The sequence below is a fragment of the bacterium genome, assembly GCA_020444065.1.
In the GTDB taxonomy this organism is placed as follows: Bacteria; Sumerlaeota; Sumerlaeia; order SLMS01; family JAHLLQ01; genus JAHLLQ01.
Genome location: JAHLLQ010000003.1, coordinates 819,502 through 837,064 on the forward strand (window position 1 = coordinate 819,502; position 17,563 = coordinate 837,064).

At 59.8% G+C, this 17,563-nt stretch carries 15 protein-coding genes and 1 rRNA gene; 6 read left to right on the plus strand and 10 right to left on the minus strand.

Features of this window, described 5'->3' with window-relative positions; genetic code table 11:
* Positions 1–48: 48 nt before the first annotated feature.
* On the plus strand, positions 49–657 hold the full coding sequence (locus KQI84_11120; GenBank protein ID MCB2155429.1) for a prepilin-type N-terminal cleavage/methylation domain-containing protein: 609 nt from the start codon (positions 49–51) through the stop codon (positions 655–657).
* Positions 654–1,274, plus strand: a complete 621-nt coding sequence (locus KQI84_11125; GenBank protein MCB2155430.1) for a class I SAM-dependent methyltransferase — start codon at positions 654–656, stop codon at positions 1,272–1,274. The genes KQI84_11120 and KQI84_11125 overlap by 4 nt, the downstream gene beginning before the upstream one ends.
* Before the next feature lie 112 nt (positions 1,275–1,386).
* Here the strand turns inward: KQI84_11125 and KQI84_11130 are convergent, their stop codons facing one another.
* The 3 genes from KQI84_11130 to KQI84_11140 all read right to left on the minus strand — a co-directional run bounded on the left by KQI84_11130 (position 1,387) and on the right by KQI84_11140 (position 4,344).
* Complete coding sequence (locus tag KQI84_11130; protein MCB2155431.1) at positions 1,387–2,457, minus strand: UvrB/UvrC motif-containing protein; 1,071 nt, start codon at positions 2,455–2,457, stop codon at positions 1,387–1,389.
* A gap of 64 nt (positions 2,458–2,521) precedes the next feature.
* Positions 2,522–3,064, minus strand: a complete 543-nt coding sequence (locus tag KQI84_11135) for a hypothetical protein (protein ID MCB2155432.1) — start codon at positions 3,062–3,064, stop codon at positions 2,522–2,524.
* The gene (locus KQI84_11140) at positions 3,061–4,344 is read right to left on the minus strand and encodes a hypothetical protein (GenBank protein ID MCB2155433.1); all 1,284 of its coding nucleotides are present in this window, start codon (positions 4,342–4,344) and stop codon (positions 3,061–3,063) included. The genes KQI84_11135 and KQI84_11140 overlap by 4 nt, the downstream gene beginning before the upstream one ends.
* A gap of 112 nt (positions 4,345–4,456) precedes the next feature.
* On the opposite strand from KQI84_11140, the gene KQI84_11145 reads away from it, so the two are divergent.
* Together KQI84_11145 and KQI84_11150 are read left to right on the plus strand one after the other, a co-directional pair.
* On the plus strand, positions 4,457–5,593 hold the full coding sequence (locus tag KQI84_11145) for a 4-phosphoerythronate dehydrogenase (protein MCB2155434.1): 1,137 nt from the start codon (positions 4,457–4,459) through the stop codon (positions 5,591–5,593).
* A 159-nt stretch (positions 5,594–5,752) separates the two neighbouring features.
* Positions 5,753–6,988: a redoxin domain-containing protein gene (locus KQI84_11150; GenBank protein ID MCB2155435.1), complete on the plus strand. Its 1,236-nt coding sequence runs from the start codon at positions 5,753–5,755 to the stop codon at positions 6,986–6,988.
* 285 nt (positions 6,989–7,273) lie between these two features.
* On the opposite strand, the gene KQI84_11155 is transcribed toward KQI84_11150, so the two are convergent.
* The 7 genes from KQI84_11155 to KQI84_11185 form a co-directional block, all read right to left on the minus strand.
* A complete protein-coding gene (locus KQI84_11155) occupies positions 7,274–8,134 on the minus strand; it encodes a hypothetical protein (GenBank protein MCB2155436.1) in 861 nt (286 codons plus the stop codon).
* Positions 8,135–8,432: 298 nt separating this feature from the next.
* Positions 8,433–8,891: a dTDP-4-dehydrorhamnose 3,5-epimerase family protein gene (locus KQI84_11160; GenBank protein ID MCB2155437.1), complete on the minus strand. Its 459-nt coding sequence runs from the start codon at positions 8,889–8,891 to the stop codon at positions 8,433–8,435.
* Between the two features lie 99 nt (positions 8,892–8,990).
* The gene (locus tag KQI84_11165; GenBank protein MCB2155438.1) at positions 8,991–9,902 is read right to left on the minus strand and encodes a response regulator; all 912 of its coding nucleotides are present in this window, start codon (positions 9,900–9,902) and stop codon (positions 8,991–8,993) included.
* 159 nt (positions 9,903–10,061) lie between these two features.
* Positions 10,062–11,534: an AMP-binding protein gene (locus tag KQI84_11170; GenBank protein ID MCB2155439.1), complete on the minus strand. Its 1,473-nt coding sequence runs from the start codon at positions 11,532–11,534 to the stop codon at positions 10,062–10,064.
* Between the two features lie 39 nt (positions 11,535–11,573).
* The gene (locus KQI84_11175; protein ID MCB2155440.1) at positions 11,574–12,221 is read right to left on the minus strand and encodes a biliverdin-producing heme oxygenase; all 648 of its coding nucleotides are present in this window, start codon (positions 12,219–12,221) and stop codon (positions 11,574–11,576) included.
* A gap of 207 nt (positions 12,222–12,428) precedes the next feature.
* Positions 12,429–13,250, minus strand: a complete 822-nt coding sequence (locus KQI84_11180; protein ID MCB2155441.1) for a superoxide dismutase — start codon at positions 13,248–13,250, stop codon at positions 12,429–12,431.
* A 163-nt stretch (positions 13,251–13,413) separates the two neighbouring features.
* A complete protein-coding gene (locus KQI84_11185; GenBank protein MCB2155442.1) occupies positions 13,414–14,529 on the minus strand; it encodes a hypothetical protein in 1,116 nt (371 codons plus the stop codon).
* A gap of 159 nt (positions 14,530–14,688) precedes the next feature.
* Between KQI84_11185 and KQI84_11190 the strand changes: the two genes are divergently transcribed.
* Together KQI84_11190 and KQI84_11195 are read left to right on the plus strand one after the other, a co-directional pair.
* A complete protein-coding gene (locus tag KQI84_11190) occupies positions 14,689–15,972 on the plus strand; it encodes a hypothetical protein (protein ID MCB2155443.1) in 1,284 nt (427 codons plus the stop codon).
* Between the two features lie 651 nt (positions 15,973–16,623).
* Positions 16,624–17,563, plus strand: a 16S ribosomal RNA gene (locus KQI84_11195); the annotation flags it as partial.

A 17,563-nucleotide genomic window follows, 5' to 3' on the forward strand; every position in this document is an offset into this window, starting at 1 on the left:
GCGATCATTCTAGACCGACGGAAATCTGGGAGAGAGGAGGATGAGGAAATGCGCAGGAGGAGCGCGTTCACTCTGATCGAATTACTTATTGTTGTTGCCATTATTGCCATATTGGCAGCCATCGCCGTACCGAACTTCCTTGAGGCACAAGTCCGCTCGAAAATCAGCCGGTCGCTCAGCGACATGAGGTCCTTTGCCACGGCGCTGGAATCCTATGCCGTCGATGCGAACCACTATCCGCCGTACGGTCGTGTCACCTCCGCTGGCGTCGTCGAGTACCCGGCGTCCGTGAACGACATGAACGACCAGACCTGCTTCGTCGGGCCGCCCCTGACGACCCCGATCGCGTACATGACGTCGCGTCTGCCGGATAACTTCGCGACGCAGTTCACCGGCCCGGAAGAGAATCGCTTGATCGAGTTCCTGAACCTCGACCAGCACGTGGCCAACTTCCCGAGCCCCGGCCCCGCATGGGCGTCCGAGCTGATCCCCGCCTGGGGACACTGGCGTCTGGTGTGCGCAGGTCCGGACTGCGATCGCGGCCTCGACATCAAGAATAACCGCGTCTACGATCCGTCGAACGGTACGGTCAGCGATGGCGACATCGTGCGTTGCCAGCACATGACCGAGAGCGCCATCAATCCGACGGCTCCATGAGTAACGATTTCTTCGACGAACTGGCCAGGCGGTGGGACGACGAAGTCCCGCCGCCGGAGGCCTTTCCGTTCTTCGAGCCCTGGATCGCCAGCCTGCAGATCGCGCCGGACGCGTCCGTGCTCGACATCGGCTGCGGAACCGGGCGCTATACGGCACTACTGGCTGATCGCGCTCCGCGGGGGAGTGTCGTCGGGCTCGATTCGTCGGAGGGTATGCTGCGGGTCGCCCGTGAAAGACTGGACGGTCGTGCGAACGTTCGCTTCGTTCATGAGGCGTTGCACGAAACAACCCTTGCATCCGATGTGTTCGATCACGTTTTCATCATCAGCACGTTTCCGCACCTTCGTCCCTGGACGAAGGCGTTGGTACAATGCCACCGGATGGGGAAGCCGGAGGCCGTGCTCGATCTGGTTCACTTCTCGAGCCGCGAAGAACTGAATGCGCTCCACGGCTCCTCGGATGAAGTGGCGGAAGACATGCTGCCGCCCGTCGAGGAGGCGGCCAAACTCATCGCCTCCTGCGGGTTTGCAATCCAGATCGCGGAGGAAGACCACCACCACTATCGCGTTCGTGCGGTTGTTCAGAACCCGATTCACGCCGAACGCACGCGCCTCTGAGCGTACTCGAACTCGTACTCGTACACGTACTCGGTTTCTTCGAGTACGAGTACCGCTTCGCTGAGTACGTGTACGCTTGGGGTTTTGGGAAGCAACCGGTTCGGAGTCACACTCACCCCGACTGCGATTTCAGTTCTTCGATGCGTTTCTTGATGGCGGCGGCGCGGCGGAAGTCTTCGTGGGCGACCGCTTCGCGCAGCATCTCGCGCAATTGCGCGGTGTCCGTGACATCTTCGGGTTCGGGGCGCGGGCCGATTTCGATGACTTTGGCGGGGCCCTTCGGGCGAGGTGGGCGCTTCTTCTTGGAAGACTTCCCGCCGGGAATCAGTCCGCCCATGTCTTCGCGCGCGCGGCGCTTTGCGCGATCCATGATCTCGTTGTCGTAGAAGACCGTTCGATCACCCCAGGAATCTTCCTGACCATACACGGGTCCGTAACGGATTCGCTGTTGCTCCATCAGGCACGCCTGGATGCCGAGCAAACCGATGATCGCCAGCCAGATGTTGGCCGGCCCGATCAATGGTAGTTCGATGTGCGTGAGGAGCGCCATCAGAAGAACAATGCCCAGCACGACGCCCACCTGCGACACGCGATACGTCACGCGCCCGGGATTGTACTTCAGCGAAAGCGCCGCGCGGATCAGCTTGGCGCTATCCATCGGAAACAACGGAAAGAGCAGATTGAAGAGAGCCAGCATCGTGTTCAACCGCGCAAGCATCAGCACGAACCAGTACACGGCGAACAATCCAAAGCCGCGCCCTGTCAGCAGGCCTCCCACACCCAGAAGCAGCAACTGACCGATGACGGCCAGGACGATACTAACCGCAGGACCGAGCGCAACGACCAGCAACTCCGTTCGTGGTGAGAGGCTCGAACCTGTTCCGACTGCCATGCCGCCAATCGGTGTCAGGATAATGACTTCAGTGTGACCGCCAACCAATCGATTGCCCCACGCGTGACCGAACTCATGCGCCAGCACTGAACCATAGAGCACGCCAATGAAGATCAGTGCCAGGATTGCTCCCTGCCAAATCGGAAGGCCTTCCTGGAAGTAGGGCATCGCAAAGAAAGGGAGCACGATCACCAGCGCCAGGTGCACTCGCAACGGAATGCCCAGCAGGCGACCGGCGGGGATCGTCTTTGTGAACAGCCAGCGGAAGAAGTTGAGGATGCTCTGCATCATGCGAGGATTATTGAACGGAACTCACCGAATTGACAAGACTATCCCGGACGAATGTCGTCGCCAGTCACTTGCCCTTTGCGGCCTTCTTCGCCTTCTTTCGTCCGAATGTCTTGGTGATCCGGCGGAAAATCGGGCCGGAGAAGAGAAAGCCCGCAGGAAACTCAAGCAACTCTCCGTCCAACTGGAAGACCCGCAATTGACGGAGTGGAAATCCCGACAGTTGTGCGTCCTCCACACGATCGGGAGTCAGCACGATCGTCGCTTCATTCGATTTGTCGGGCTGGAAGAGCAACGTATCGTCTTCGCGCACACCAAGCAACCCCTGGACGGATTCGTTGCCGCGGTGCAGCGTCGTGTGCGCGTGCGGCACGGAACCGCTGACGCGCGGCGCTGTCTCGGTCGCTCTTGCGGCCGCTTCGCCGGCGCGCCGTTTCACGCGATCACGCGCCACCCACGTGACTTTTTCGTCTTCGCCGACCGGCTCGAGGGACTTCGGAAACAGCTCTTCATCCAGCAGGATCTCGCGGGCCTCCTCTTCGTTGTCCGCGCGCATGATTTCGCGCACGACTCTCCCGCGTGAATCGACTGCCTGGAAACGAAACCTCATTGCGCGTCCTCTTCAGGCAAAGGTTGGAACTTGATCGCATCGGCCATGATTGTCCGGCCGTCGCCCGTGCGCAATCGAACGAACAGCGGCCGCGAGCTGATCGCGACCCAATCGCCCAACCGATTCCACGCGCCGGTTCCTGTCGTCATGTCGATCTCCCAGGTTACCAAAGGACGGCCCTGCTCAACCAGGCCGATCTCGAGCAGCGCCTTCTTCGATCGTGCGACCCGGTGATCCCAATACAACCACGTGGCATGACGGCCTTCCTCCAATCCTTCGATAATCCAAAGCGCCTCGGCCTCCGGATCGTCTGTCACCAGCGCGTTCAATCCGTAGGTCGATGTCTCCCGGCTATTCCGGCGAGTCTCCCAATTTCCCGTGGCGCTGAACTTCGCATCTTCGTTGTCATCGATGACGGGGTCGTCGGCCAGCGGAGTCGTCAGCGCACCCGCCTTCAGAAGCATCGCGTTTAGCGAATCCGACGGGAGCAACAACTGCGCAGGTTCGCCTGCCGCATAGAACTTCGTCAGCAATGGATCCTGCACATCGAAGATGCCCTGTTCGACGTCTTCGAGTCCTGTGACGACGACGCTGCGAACCGGAACCTGTGCTGGGTCGGCGAGGTACGCGTCCAGCAACTCCAGCCCGCCGACGTTGTAGCCGCGGCGTTTCAGTGCCGCGGTGAAGTCCTCGTATTGCGTGCGGTGAATGGCGCCGGCCGGCGGCGTCAGCGATGTCGGAATGGCCTCGTTTGCAGCACCCCAGACCTTGCCGACATGTACGCCATATAGCGCGCGCTCGAATTCAACCGATGCGTCTTCCAGGCCAAGCAGTGCGGCGACCTTGACCTGCTTTGGCAGGTAACCCGGCACAAAGACCCACGCGTCCAGGTCCGTTCCAGTCATCTCCAGTCCCATCGACAGGTCCTCGGAGAAACCAACCCCGGCGGGCATCAGGACGTTGCCCGTGGCGATTGCTTCGCCCGTTGCGGCATCGACGAACGAACTGCCCGGCGCATCGAACTGCCAGGGAATGACCTTCTGGCCGCCAAATCCGGTCGCCGGATCCCGCAGGGCGCCGAGAGCAGCCAGCACGGGCTGCATGCTCGGGTTCTCTCCCAGTGGCGGGGCGACGGCCAGGACGGGCCCATCGTTGTCGAAGTCGGTCCGCGAATGGTCGCAACCCACGGCGACAAGGGCGGTCAGCATTGCAAGGATCACATACAAGCGGAGCGCGGTTCGGCCTTGCTCGCTTCGGCGGGGCAACAGTAGCGTTCTCATGGTCGTGCGATCTGGTTCTCCGATTGAGATCTCAAAAGCGGACAGCAGTCTCCGCTCTCGCCCCCGGGCGCGCAAGGACAAGAACGGATAGCGAGCCCATCCGCCTCCACCCATGCTCATAATTGCAGACGAGAACATCCCGCTGATTCGCGAAGCCATGTCGCCCGTCGGCGATGTGCGACTGGTGGCCGGCCGCTCGTTGACCCGTCGCGATGTCGCGGAGGCGGACGTGCTGCTGGTGCGGTCCGTCACGCGGGTCGATGCCGACTTGCTCGACGGCACGCCGGTCCGTTTCGTCGGGACTGCTACGATCGGGACGGATCACATCGATCTGCCCTATCTCCAGCAGCGGGGAATCGGATTCTCCAGCGCGGCCGGCAGCAATGCCAGGTCGGTCGTCGAGTACGTCGTCGCGGCGCTTATCGAGACTTCCCTTCGCGCGGGGGAGCCGCTGGCCGGCAAGACGCTCGGGATCGTTGGGCGAGGGAACATCGGCTCAGCCCTTGCCAAAGTGGCCCCGGCCCTGGGACTCAAAGTCCTGGTCAACGATCCGCCGCTGGAGCGCGCCGGCGACCCAGGTCCTTTCGTCGCACTGGATGATCTGCTCAGAGAATCCGACTTTGTCACCTTCCACGTTCCGCTCAATCGCGAGGGGCCCGATTGCACCATCCACCTGCTTGGGGATGCTGGCCTGGCGGCGATGAAGCCCACGGCCGTCATGCTGAACACCTCCCGGGGGCCGGTTGTCGACAATGCGGCGCTCTTGACCGCGCTGCAATCCGGCTGGCTGCGCGGCGCCATCCTTGACGTCTGGGAGGGTGAACCCGACATAGACACCCGTCTTTTGGAGATGGTCAACATCGCCACGCCTCACATTGCAGGATACAGCCTGGACGGGAAGACGAATGGCACGACGATGCTGGCGGCCGCGGTTCGTGAGTTCTTCGGCTTCGAAGAGCTCTGGCAGCCCAGTCTTCCGGAACCTGCAGAGCCGACCATCGAAATCGGCGCACAATCCAGTTTCGAGGCCTTCCTGGCCGAGGCGGTGCGGCATTCCTACCCGATTCTCGAAGACGATGAACGGTTGCGCCGCTCCTTGGCGCTCCCTGAGGATCGCCGCCCCGAGTGGTTCGACCGTCTGCGCAAGGAATACCCCGTGCGGCGCGAGTTTCGGAACTTCCGGCTGAGTGCGCCGGAATTGCCCGAAGAATGGAAATCGTGCGCCGAAGCGCTGGGATTCCGGCTCTGAAGCGGTCGGAAATGGGCTAATCCGATCCAGTTTTAGCCAAATGGCTCGAAAAACCTCTTGGCCGGAAAGTTGCACTTAGCAATCCCGAGCGCCGGCGGCTCAGTCGGCTTTACAACCAGCACCGCACCGAGGAGGCGCGGGCATATGAAAGGAAACTCCATGATTTTTCGCATGAAAACGATCGCGGGTGCCGCCACTCTGGCGCTGATGCTCGCCGCACCGGCGCTCTCGCCGGCCCAGCTCGGCTCCGTTGACAAGGTTCCCGAGTCGTCCATGGAATCGACACTCCAGGAGAAGCTCCCCGAGATCTCGCCGAAGAAGGCCCTTGAGGCTTTCGCTGGCAAGTACGCAGGTCTGGGCGCCTACTCCGCGACCGTCAAGCTCAGCGCTCTCGGCGGCGACGGCAAGCCGATGGATCAGTTCCCCGCACAGACAGCCGAGTTTGCCTACTGGGCGCCGAACGATCTCTCGATGGATTTTGACGCTCTCGACGTCACATCCACAGGCGGCGAGATGCTCGTCTCCCTCGTTGGCGAGAAGAGCGCCATGGTTCTGGACGTTCCCGAAGAGGGCGGCATCCAGGCACTGATGGAAGAGAATCCCCTCGTTGGTAACATTCTCGGCCAGATTCCGATTCTCGACATCGTCGTGAATGGGACCGATGGATTTGCCAACTGGAATGCCGAAGTCACCGAACTGGATTCGAAGCCGGCCGTTGCCTTGACGGATCCGGAAGACGGGACACACACGCTCTTCATCGATCCACTCAGTGGTTCAGCATTGCGCTCGCAGCTCTCCATGGGCAACGGCGGTCCGAAGCTGCTCGTTGAATACGACGACCAGGCGTTTGGCGAAGACGTCCCGAAGCCCGAGCTTTCGACGGAGATCCCCGAGGGCTACGACGACATCACGGCGCAGGTCGTTGCCATGATGAAGGGACCGGATGAGCTGATCGGTCAGCCCGCACCCGACTTCACGCTCAAGACGATGGAAGGCAAGGAAGTCTCTCTGGCCGACCAGAAGGGCAAAGTCGTTGTCATGGACTTTTGGGCAACGTGGTGCCCTCCGTGCAAGAAAGGCATGCCAATCCTTCAGAAGGTCGCCGACGAAATGAAGGATGAGAACGTTGTCTTCTGGGCAATGAACACGGACCAGGATCCGATGGAAGAGCGGAAGGCGAAGATTGTCGATTTCACTTCCAGCAATGACATCACCATGACTCAGGTCATGACAGGCGACGACGAAGACCTCATGACGGATTACCTCGTGAAGTCTATTCCTACTACGGTCATCGTCGCACCCGATGGCAAGATCGCCAACGTGCACGTTGGCCTCGTGCCGGATCTTGCGGACGTTCTGCGTGAAGACATCAAGTCCGCGATGGAATCCAAGTAAGCAATAGCCGCAGTAGCATTTGGCAACTCGCCCCGGTCTCGGCCGGGGCGAGTCGTCGTTAAAGCAACGAACCCGCCCGGGGGGAGTGGGCGGGTTCGTTTGGCGGAGAAACTGCAGCACCCGAGGAATCTCCGCACGAGGGAAACTATTGAATCAGAGTTGTTCTTCTTTCACATCCGAGGCCCAAATCCCCATCAAGAATCCCAGGGCCCAAATCAGGATCACTACCAGGACTGCCAGCAACTTCTCCATTCCGTGGAAATCCATCGTGGGACTCCTTTCCCATTATCGCATCGCCACTTCCGCCCACTTGCTGATATTGTTCGGAGCATTCACGCGTAGCTCCGTCTCTCCCTGATAGATATCCACTTCTCCGAGTACTTCCAAGGTCGCGCCGATTTCGGGGCGCGTTTCCGCATTCATAGCATCGGCCACATTCGACCAATAGACAACATGGATTGTGCCGCTGTCGTCCTGGAGGTCCACGCGAACCGGCGCAGTCTCTGAGCGCGGCTCAACGATATTGGTTACCATTCCGCGAACGCGTGCATCGGAGCCGATCGCCTTCGAGGCGATTGCACTGATGGGTTCAGGCACCAGCAGCGATGCGCCGCCGGGAATCGGTGTGACCGTGGGCGTCGGGCCAACTGTGATCGGGCGAACAACCGCGGCTCGTGGTGTTGCTTCCGGTTCTTCGGATTCTTCCGCTGTCGGTTGGCCATCGAGAATCTTGATGTTCCATGCATTCGGCAAGACGAGGTCGACACGTTCGCCGGCATCCTTGCCCTTCACGAAGATCTCCACAAAGGTGCCCGGCTGGATCTCGTCGTGGAACTTCATGTTGTTCCAGGTATCGCGATCGACACGCACCTGGCGCGTGCCGGTTTCATCTGCCAGTTGGAGCCAACAGGGCCGTTCCGATTGAGGCCCTGGATTGATCACGCTGTTCAATTTGGCCCGCAGGAAGTAGGTGGCTCCCGGGTACAAATTGTTCGTCTGGTTCAAAGTCGTCCACTGGATTGAAGGTGCTTCTTTCTTGGCAGCTTCTTGAGGCAAAGCGGCCAACGCCACGCCGGAGAGGGTCATGGTGCCGATAAGTCCCGCGGTGACAAGACTTGGGCGGATTCGGGGGAAGCGAATGCTCATCTTTCGGCCCTCCTTCATTTGGTTTCCCAGGCGGATCGCGCTCCGGGAGAGATAGGCAATGGCGGTATCCCTTTGCGACTTACAGACCACAACCCACCTGGAACGTACCAAACCGCCATTGCCATCGGCAGCCTGACGCCAGGCCGTTCAAGACGAACGAATGAACTATGAATTTTGCGTGAGAATCATCACTCGCTGAGAGGCAAAGAACGCAGAGTGATTAATCTGAAGCGATCACTGGAACCTGCTTGCAGCGATCTTGTTCTTACTCGCCACTAGCCACTAGCCACTGCACTTCCTACCCATCCTTCCGCGACCAATCGTACGGAATCTCTCCGCTGTGGGGGGCGACGCGGTATTCGTCTGGCTCTTTGTAGTTGTAGGTATTCGTCGTCGTGTTGATCACGATCGCCTCGGTGTCGCTGATGCACTTGAAGCCATGATACACGAGAGCGGGGATCTCGACGATCATCTGGTTGTGTTCGCCGATGAAAAACTCATTCACTTCGCCGCTGGTGAGGGAGTCGGGGCGAGCGTCGTATAGGACGACTTTCATCATGCCCTTCACGCAGACGAAGTGATCCGTTTGGTACTTGTGATAGTGCCAAGCCTTCGTAACGCCGGGGTAGGCGGTCGTCATATAGACCTGCCCGAAGGTCACGTCCATGTCCGGATCGTCGCGGCGGAGCATTTCCATCAGGCGCCCGCGTTCATCGCAGTGCACGGTCAGTTTGTGTGTCTTGACACCTTCAATCATCTCTCGAACCTCGATCGCAAAATCGTCAGCCGGCGTTTGTTGCAAACGCTCGGGGCGGCGTCAACTCCAGGCAGTCTTGTTGAGTGGAAGAAGGGGAGGTCATCCCGTCGGGATCGCATCCAGGCTCGGATCGACCGCCAGGTGCTTAACGAGTTCCACGCGATTGCCGCGGCCCTGGTAGTTCACTTCGTCGAAGAATGCACGGGTCAGGAAAATCCCTCGCCCATTCAGGCGTTCGAGGCCGTCCTCGGAAAGCGGATCCGGCAAGTGCTCATAATCGAATCCGGGCCCCTCGTCCTCGATCACGCACGTCATGCAACCGTCTTCGATCTCGTAGTGGATCTTCACAGTTCGCTCGGCCAGCTTTGGCTCTTCCATGCGCTCTTCGATCAGTTCGGTCAGACGGAACTCGCGCAATGCAATGGTCTTTGTTTCCATGCCGATCTCGAGGTTTCCGTGCTCGATCGCGTTCCGCAGAATCTCCTCGAGGCCCAAGTGCAGACCGTTGATGTCCGCCTGTGGCCACTGGTCTTCCACCTCGCGCAGAATCCGATCCACAACCGGCGCGACCAGTCGCGGATTGCACGGCATTTCGATGTCAGTCGAGATCCGGCAGATGCACTGGTTGACCCGGCGCAAGTCTTCCTGCGACTGCACATTCTCGTCGTACTTCCCGAGCATATACATCAGGTAGTCTGGATTGATCGGCTTTGTCAGGTAATTGCTCGCGCCGTGGTGCAGCGCATCCAGCGCGACCTTCTCGCTTCCGAACGCCGTGACCATCACGACGTGCGCGTAGCGATTCATCTGGCGGAGTCGCTGACAGACCTCCAGGCCATCCATGCCCGGCATGCGATAATCTGTGAAGACGACGTGAGGGCAGTAGAGGCGAGCCTGTTCGAGGCCGGACTCGCCGTCGTAGGCGACGCGAACCTCATGGCCAGAGGACTTCACGAGCTCCGCCAGGATCTCCGCGTTGCTCTCGCAATCCTCGATGACCAGTACGCGCATCGTTTACCGTGCCCACGCCAATACTCTCTCGCCAGGCGGCGAGGCGTCTGAACCATTGCATCTCAATTGCTAGCGGGGGGCGTCTGTTGGGGAAAGCCCGAAATGGGGCTTCACAGGAAACTTTGGACAAAAAAGCCGGGAATTCGCTGCAAACCCCCGTCAATCGACCTCCAGACGGTGGCGGGCGACCTTTCCCATCGCATTCCTGGGGAGCTCATTGACCCTGGCGAAACGCCTTGGGACCTTGTACCGAGCCAGCCGATCAGCGCACCATGCGGCCAGTTCCTCGTCGGTCGCGGGCGACTCCGCGTCCACGATCCACGCAGCTGGAACTTGCCCCAGATCATCGTCGTCGACTCCTGCGACCGCGCACTCCTGCACGCCCGGGTGCGACTCAATCGCCTCCTCGACCTCGCGCGGATAGACATTGTATCCGCCGACCAGGATCAACTCGGAACGCCGCCCGCACAGCGTAAAACGGCCTTCTTCGTCCTGTGTTCCCAAATCGCCTGTCCGAAACCAGTCGCCATCGAAAGATTCGGCCGTTTCTTCTGGTCGTTGCCAGTATCCTGCGAACACATTGGGTCCGCGGACCTGGACTTCGCCATCGACAAGACGCGCTTCGACTTCGGGAAATGGGAATCCGACGGTGCCGGGCACGCGTGCCCCCTCGTACGGATTTCCCAGCAGCATCCCTGTCTCCGTCATGCCGTAGCGTTCGAGGACCTCGTGCTCGAAGCGCTCGCGGAAGCGGACAAATTGCTTGGGCGGAAGGGGGGCGGAACCCGAAACAAACAGCCGCATCTGAGAGAGATCGAATCGCTCCGGTCTTTCGACGGCATTCAAGCGAGCATACATCGTCGGGACGCCAAAGAACATCGTCGCTCGGTTCTTCTGAAGCGCGACGAGGACCTTCTCCGCGTCGAACCGAGGCAACACGTGCAATGTGGAACGCGTTGTCATCCAGCCGTGAAACGCGACGCCCAGTCCGTGCATGTGAAACAGCGGCAGGGCGATGACTAGAATGTCATCGCGCGTCCAGCGCCATGCGCTGACAATCGCGCGGGAGTTTGTGACGAAGTTGCGATGGCTGAGCATCGCACCTTTCGCCCGCCCTGTTGTTCCCGATGTCGAGAAAATCCCCGCCGTGCTTTCCGAATCGATCTTCGGTAGGACGACGTTCTTTGACTCCGTCCCCACTTTTTCCCATGAGAGAATCCGGTCATCCTCAGCGCTCGAATCGCCGACGAGAATGATCCGCTCGACGCACTCCGCGTCCTGCAGGACTTCCGCCGAGACCTGCCAGCCATCGCTGTCCGCGATAAAGAAGCGTGGAGTATAATCCTCCACTGCCTGGCGAATCTCGCCACTCCGATAGACCCTGTTCAGCGGATTGAAGATCGCGCCCGCTTTCAACGCGCCCAGGTAGGAAACCAGAAACTCAATTCCATTTGGCAGGAAGCAAGAAATGCGATCGCCGCTTGAAACGCCCTGAGCCACAAGGCCTTTCGCGAACGCATCGCTTTGTTTGTGGAGGTCTTGGAAAGAGTATCTTCGCCCTCCGATGAACAACGCGGGGCGGGTTCCTTCGGCCTTTGCGGCGTCGCGCAGCAAGTCGATCAGCGTCTTCATGCCTCGCGTCGTACCGCTCGCCGGATGTCCGGGCAAGCGCTATTGCGCCAGGGCGTCGGAGTCGCGCTGCAATGCTTCGGCGCCCGCACCGGTTACGGCCTGGAAGGTTCGCTGGGCGCCGGCCAACGCTTCCAACTGATCCGCCTCAGACAGCGGTAACGCATTCAAGCGATCGCGGAATGCCTTCCAGGTCTTGCGCTGATCATCGCCATACGGATCGAAGTACTCCGTGCCCTCAGTTTCTTTCAGATCGTGATTCCGGCGAATCGCCAGTGCCTGGTAGCGCCCCCCGTTTCGGCTGCCCTCCAGAACGTAGACCACGCCCGCCAGGAATCCCGGATCCTGGGTCGCCGCGCAATCGATGCAGCGAATCAGGTGGTCGACACTCGGACCCGGTTCGGCATCCAGGCTCCCGCCCCAGAACTCGACATCATGCGCAATACGGTTGGTGTGAAACTGCTCCGGAGCCAACAGTCCAGACAGTGCCGGGAAGTGTTTCTCGGCCTTGCGCCAGCAGGTTTCGAGGAAATCGTGAAGGCAATACAACTGCTCGAAGAACGCGGCAAGTTGACGGCGCTCGAGCTGGCCGCGCATCAGGAGCGTCTGAAACTCCTCCGTCTCGGCCTGCCGATGCAGGACATCCGTCTCATTCTTCAACATCTCTGCCAGCGCGAGATCCTTCTTCATAATCCTGGGCCCTTCGTTCCGAATTCAGTATGTTTCGGACTGAGATTCCTCGACATGGCGCTTGTGCCGAATCGCTTGCGCGTCCCGCAAGCGGTAGCAAAACCGTCGCCAGACTCGTTCGCATGGCATGGGCCAACGCAGGACCAAAAGAACCGCCGGAACCCATGGGTCCCGGCGGCAGTCAGTCGTTTTTCCAGTCTACTGGAATCACATCCCACCCGGCATGTGGTGCTCAGGTTTCGGCATTCCCGGCATTTGTCCAACCAGGGAGCCGAGGCGTTTCCCGACGTTTTCCCAGTTCACGATGTTCCAGAATGCTTCGACGTAATCGCCGCGCCGATTCTGGTAATTCAGGTAGTAGGCGTGCTCCCAGACGTCGATGCACAGCACCGGCACTACTCCCCACTGCGAGAGCAACTGATGATTGCGTGCCTGCAGGACCGTCAGGCCTCCGCCGGCCAACTGGTAGCCCAGAATGCCCCATCCGGAGCCCTGAACCTTCTTGGCCGCGGCGCTGAACTGGTCCTTGAACGGCTTGAAGCCTCCGAAATTGGCATCCAACTGCTCCTTCATGAAGCCCGTCGGCTCGCCGCCCGCATTCGGCCCCATGCTATCCCAGAAAACCGTGTGCAGGAAGTGCCCGGCGCCGTGGAACGACGCCTGGTTTGTCCAGTATTCGATCATCGAGTAGTCGCCCGACGCGCGCATTTCCTTCAGCTTCTCTTCCGCGTTGTTGAGGCCGTTCACGTAGCCCTGGTGGTGCTTGTCGTGATGAAGGCGCATCGTCATCGCATCGATGTAGGGCTCGAGGGATTCATACGGGTACGCCAGCGGCGGCAGAACCCACTTGCCGGATTCCTCGTCGTAGGCGCCGGGGAACAACTGGCGCATCATGGCCGGATGGCTCATTGGCCCATGGTGAGGGGAGTTATGGGGATCATCCTGGGCATTTCCAATGCCCGCCAAGGCGGCGCCGGCCAGCGCAGCTCCACCGGACTTCAAGAATTCTCTACGGTTGGTTCCACTCATTGGGGATCTCCTTCCAGGGAGTCGTCAGTTGGGAAACGCTTATACGGTCGGCGCGAAACCTCTATAGAGAAAGCCGCCGCCGGGCCGCATCTGCTCGCTTCCCCGCTCGTCGCCAGTGGAAGGTAACAACTTCTATTCCCGCCTCGAGTGCCCGTTCTGGCACCTACTCGCCGGTCTTTGGCGTGGCCAGCGCCGCCTCCAGTTCGTCCAGCGTCGCATATTCCTTCAGATCGGCGCCGTTCTCTTGAAGGAAATCCCGGAGCCGCAGGTCGAATGCCTCGCAGGCCTCTCGCAATCCATCCAGGCCATCCGCCTCTAGTCGCGCCAGCAAGTCGGGGAACCCGAGCGTTGTCAGGTCCTTCTCGTATTCCGCCAAGCTGTGGAAGTCCGAATGCCAGACGTCCGATTGGGCTTCCACCATATGCACGAGGACTTCGTAAATCGGCGACGTCAGGCGCATCGCAAATCGGTCTCCCCGTTCACACGCCAGCATTACGTGTTGCAGATCGGCCTTCAGTTCGGGGTACGCCGAATCGAAAACCTCACTCATCGTCTTCTTGCTGCGATGGACTTCTGCATGTTCCGCCAGCAGGAAACTGCGCGTTGCTCGCATGAGTTCTTCGCACTCTGCGACAATCTGTCGAGGCTCGATTTCTTGAATCAGTCGATCGACGATCTCGCTGAACCCATCCGGCAATCGCGACAGCGCTCTCACATCCTCCAGCCTGCGCGTGTCGACGACCTGCTGGTTGCAGACGCCGATACAGTGCAACATGTCATCCATGATGTGGCGCGCATGATGGTGAATCGCGAGTCGACGATCGGTATCTTCCAACTGTTTGAGCAGGTAGTACTCATAGCATGACTTCTGGAAGATCTCCTCCGCCTGGTTCAGTGTGTCCTTGCGCGCCTCCGGTTTCAGGCGATCGTTCAACTTCTCCTTCAACGCTTCGAACCGCGCAGCGACTTCCGGAGTTCGCTGATACACGATCTTCGAACGATGAATGATCGAACACGATACGTGGCCGTAGTTCGCAAGGTGTTCGAGCCGTGACCAGTGAATCGGATACAAGTCGATCAGCGTTCCATCGACCAACACGGTGATGTTGTGCCACGTATCGTTGCTCTTCGGAACAAACGAAACGTCGACATCCGAGTACGCGTGCGTGTTGCCGCGGATCTGCGAACCGTATTGAAAGATCAGATCGACTTCGTCTCCCAATTCGCGCAGCAGCGCATCCTTCATGATATTCAGAGCGCGTTCGATTTCAACGGACATGATCTCTCCTCCAGGCTTCGAGCTTCCATCCTCTCGCGTCGGTCGATTCGATCAAGGGCAAACGAACCGCTGCGATTCTCCATCCATCGGCTTGACGCCGAGCACGCTTCGCACGTTCTTTATAGAACAGATGCACCATCATCCTTCGAGGCGCAGTCCATGGGTCCGATTCCACTGCTGACCACCCTGATTGCCGTCGCCAGCGTCATCCTGATGTTCGGCGGCATGAACGGCCTCGCTCTGCCGATTTTCGCGGTGGCCGCTGTGATTGGGTGCCTTGGATTTGCCAAGCCTGGGAACGAGAATCCGCGAAACGGCCGAGTCCTGGCGGGGTTTGCGATTGCGATCGCATTCCTGCCGGTGGCGAAGCCCTTCATCGATCAGTTGGCTCTGCAGCGGCGCGAGGCCATCCGAGCGCGCGAGACGGCCCCACTCTATAAGGCGTTCGACACCAATGCCGCCGCCCTGGGCCAGCGCCTGGATGCTTTCGCCTCCAAATACGGTCAATATCCGGCGCTGGGGGAGAGCGGCGCGGCTCTTCCGATGTTCAATCCCGACGGCTCGCGCCTGGAGATCAATCCGGCGGACGTTCCGATCCTTCCGAAGGACCCGTTCGCCCCGGCCCGCGTCGTCCGCGTCGCCCCAGTCGGGAACCTGGGGGCTCTCATTATCAGTGTCGGGCAGGACGGCGTACCCGAGATGCCCTTGCCCCAGCCGGTGATCGACGCCCAGCCGAACGATCCGCTCGCGCCGTTTGCCCTGATCGGGCGCGATGTCCGTACGCTAACATATGATCCGACGAACGGAGCGCTTGGCCTGGGCGACCTGATGGCCTGGCACGGACGACAGGGGGTCACGCGGGATCAGGCCTTCAACCGCCTCGATGACGCCTGGCGGGACATCGATCGCCTGACGCCGCCCCCGCCGCCCGATGCGGAGTATCCGGGCATTCCGGCCTCGGAAGACGACGCTCTGACCGCCATGCGCCTGCTGGAGGACAAGAAGTACCTGGCGGTGGTTGGCGCTGCCAGCCGGGCCGTGGCCACACGCCGCCCGCATCCCAACTTCTGGGGGAACGAGGAGCTCTTCAGCGCCGATCTGAACCGCGGACTGGCCCTCTTCCAACTCGGGCATCCCCGCGCCGGGGCGGATCTGCTGATCAGCTACCTTGTGAATCGCCCGAACGAGCCGATCGCCCATTACTATCTGGGCGTGATGTTACTCATGGGTGGAGCGGACGCGAAGCTGGCCGCCCGGCACTTCGCCGCGGGCTTCCAACTCGACCCGAACAGCCCGATTGCCCCCCGAAGCGCCGCCGCTTTCGAGGCAATCGAGCGGAGCACGATGCCGGAATTGCCTCAGCCGGCCTACAGGACCGAAATAGAACAGAGTCGGAATGCTTCTCAAACCCAACAAAATCAGTCTTTTTTGGGCGGGAATTAAAAAAACGAAAAACGTGCGTTTTGGGGGTTGACTTCCCAGCCGGTGTGAGTAGGCTTCCGATCCTTGTGCGGCGACAGTAACGGCCGCTGCGCAGGGCTCCAGACACGGTCTCGGACAGGCTTCCAAGCCCCCGAAAAAAAATCGTGAAAAGAGCAAAAAAGGGGGTTGACTCAGGACTGCTTCCTGACGTTGACTTCCGGCCCCTCGACGGGATGGCAACTGGCCGCCCAGAGAGAGGAAGAACTCCCGAAACAGCTGAGTGTTACGAACGCAGCGCATCCGGGATATCGACAAAGTTCAACGGGCTCTGTCGATAGCCACAAGGCCCCCTCGGCCTCTCGAAGTATGAAGCACCGATGAGGGTTTTGAAAAAAGTGGATGAGCTTGCGAAATAACGCTTGACGCTGTTGCGAGGAATCGCCGAGAGTTCTTCGCCACGCACTGCGGGAAATAAACGCCCTGAGTGCCTGTTCTTTGAAAACTGAGTAGAGTGTGCAACCAGTTGGAACCTCCAACTGGAAGCCAGCAAGCAAGATTGCGCGAGGTCCCTAAGAAGTGTCTCGCAAGAGCGCTTCGACCTTTGTTGAAAACCTTGCAATAGTTTGTTCTGCCGTCGTCTTCGGACGGTGGCTAGACATACAGGATATCTTTCCAATGGAGAGTTTGATCCTGGCTCAGAATGAACGCTGGCGGCGTGGATTAGGCATGCAAGTCGTACGAGAAGCTCTTTCTTCGGATAGAGTGGAAAGTGGCGACCTGGTGAGTACAAGTTGGGTAACCTGCCCGGAAGTGGGGGACAACTCCGAGAAATCGGGGCTAATACCGCATGTGGATCGCAGATCCTCGGATCTGTTGTCTAAAGCAGTGATGCGCTTCCGGATGGGCCCGACTCCCATTAGCTTGTTGGTAGGGTAACGGCCTACCAAGGCAACGATGGGTAGGTGGCCTGAGAGGGTGGTCACCCACACGAGGACTGAGATACGGCCTCGACTCCTACGGGGGGCAGCAGTCTAGAAGCTTCGACAATGGGCGAAAGCCTGATCGAGCGACGCCGCGTGCGGGATGAAGCCCCTTGGGGTGTAAACCGCTTTCGATCGGGAAGAACGCCTGGATGGTGAATCCAGGTTTGACGGTACCGGGAGAAGAAGCACCGGCTAACTCCGTGCCAGCAGCCGCGGTAACACGGAGGGTGCAAGCGTTATTCGGATTTATTGGGCGTAAAGGGCGCGTAGGCGGCCGGGCAAGTCTGGTGTGAAAACGCTACCGCTTAACGGAGCGAATGCGCTGGATACTGCTTGGCTTGAGTACGGGAGAGGTGAGCGGAATACCTGGTGTAGCGGTGGAATGCGTAGATATCAGGTAGAACACCGGTGGCGAAGGCGGCTCACTGGCCCGTAACTGACGCTGAGGCGCGAAAGCGTGGGGAGCGAACGGGATTAGATACCCCGGTAGTCCACGCTGTAAACGGTGGATACTAGGTGTGGGGGGTCCCTATCCCCCTGTGCCGCAGCTAACGCATTAAGTATCCCGCCTGGGAAGTACGGCCGCAAGGTTGAAACTCAAAGGAATTGACGGGGGCCCGCACAAGCGG

Coding starts and splice junctions, on each gene's coding strand:
- KQI84_11175 (MCB2155440.1), bottom strand. CDS start 12,221: ATGAAGAAGGATCTCGCGCTGGCAGAGATGTTGAAGAATGAGACGGAT.
- KQI84_11135 (MCB2155432.1), bottom strand. CDS start 3,064: ATGAGGTTTCGTTTCCAGGCAGTCGATTCACGCGGGAGAGTCGTGCGC.
- KQI84_11185 (MCB2155442.1), bottom strand. CDS start 14,529: ATGTCCGTTGAAATCGAACGCGCTCTGAATATCATGAAGGATGCGCTG.
- KQI84_11145 (MCB2155434.1), top strand. CDS start 4,457: ATGCTCATAATTGCAGACGAGAACATCCCGCTGATTCGCGAAGCCATG.
- KQI84_11130 (MCB2155431.1), bottom strand. CDS start 2,457: ATGATGCAGAGCATCCTCAACTTCTTCCGCTGGCTGTTCACAAAGACG.
- KQI84_11155 (MCB2155436.1), bottom strand. CDS start 8,134: ATGAGCATTCGCTTCCCCCGAATCCGCCCAAGTCTTGTCACCGCGGGA.
- KQI84_11190 (MCB2155443.1), top strand. CDS start 14,689: ATGGGTCCGATTCCACTGCTGACCACCCTGATTGCCGTCGCCAGCGTC.
- KQI84_11125 (MCB2155430.1), top strand. CDS start 654: ATGAGTAACGATTTCTTCGACGAACTGGCCAGGCGGTGGGACGACGAA.
- KQI84_11165 (MCB2155438.1), bottom strand. CDS start 9,902: ATGCGCGTACTGGTCATCGAGGATTGCGAGAGCAACGCGGAGATCCTG.
- KQI84_11180 (MCB2155441.1), bottom strand. CDS start 13,250: ATGAGTGGAACCAACCGTAGAGAATTCTTGAAGTCCGGTGGAGCTGCG.
- KQI84_11170 (MCB2155439.1), bottom strand. CDS start 11,534: ATGAAGACGCTGATCGACTTGCTGCGCGACGCCGCAAAGGCCGAAGGA.
- KQI84_11140 (MCB2155433.1), bottom strand. CDS start 4,344: ATGAGAACGCTACTGTTGCCCCGCCGAAGCGAGCAAGGCCGAACCGCG.
- KQI84_11150 (MCB2155435.1), top strand. CDS start 5,753: ATGATTTTTCGCATGAAAACGATCGCGGGTGCCGCCACTCTGGCGCTG.
- KQI84_11120 (MCB2155429.1), top strand. CDS start 49: ATGCGCAGGAGGAGCGCGTTCACTCTGATCGAATTACTTATTGTTGTT.
- KQI84_11160 (MCB2155437.1), bottom strand. CDS start 8,891: ATGATTGAAGGTGTCAAGACACACAAACTGACCGTGCACTGCGATGAA.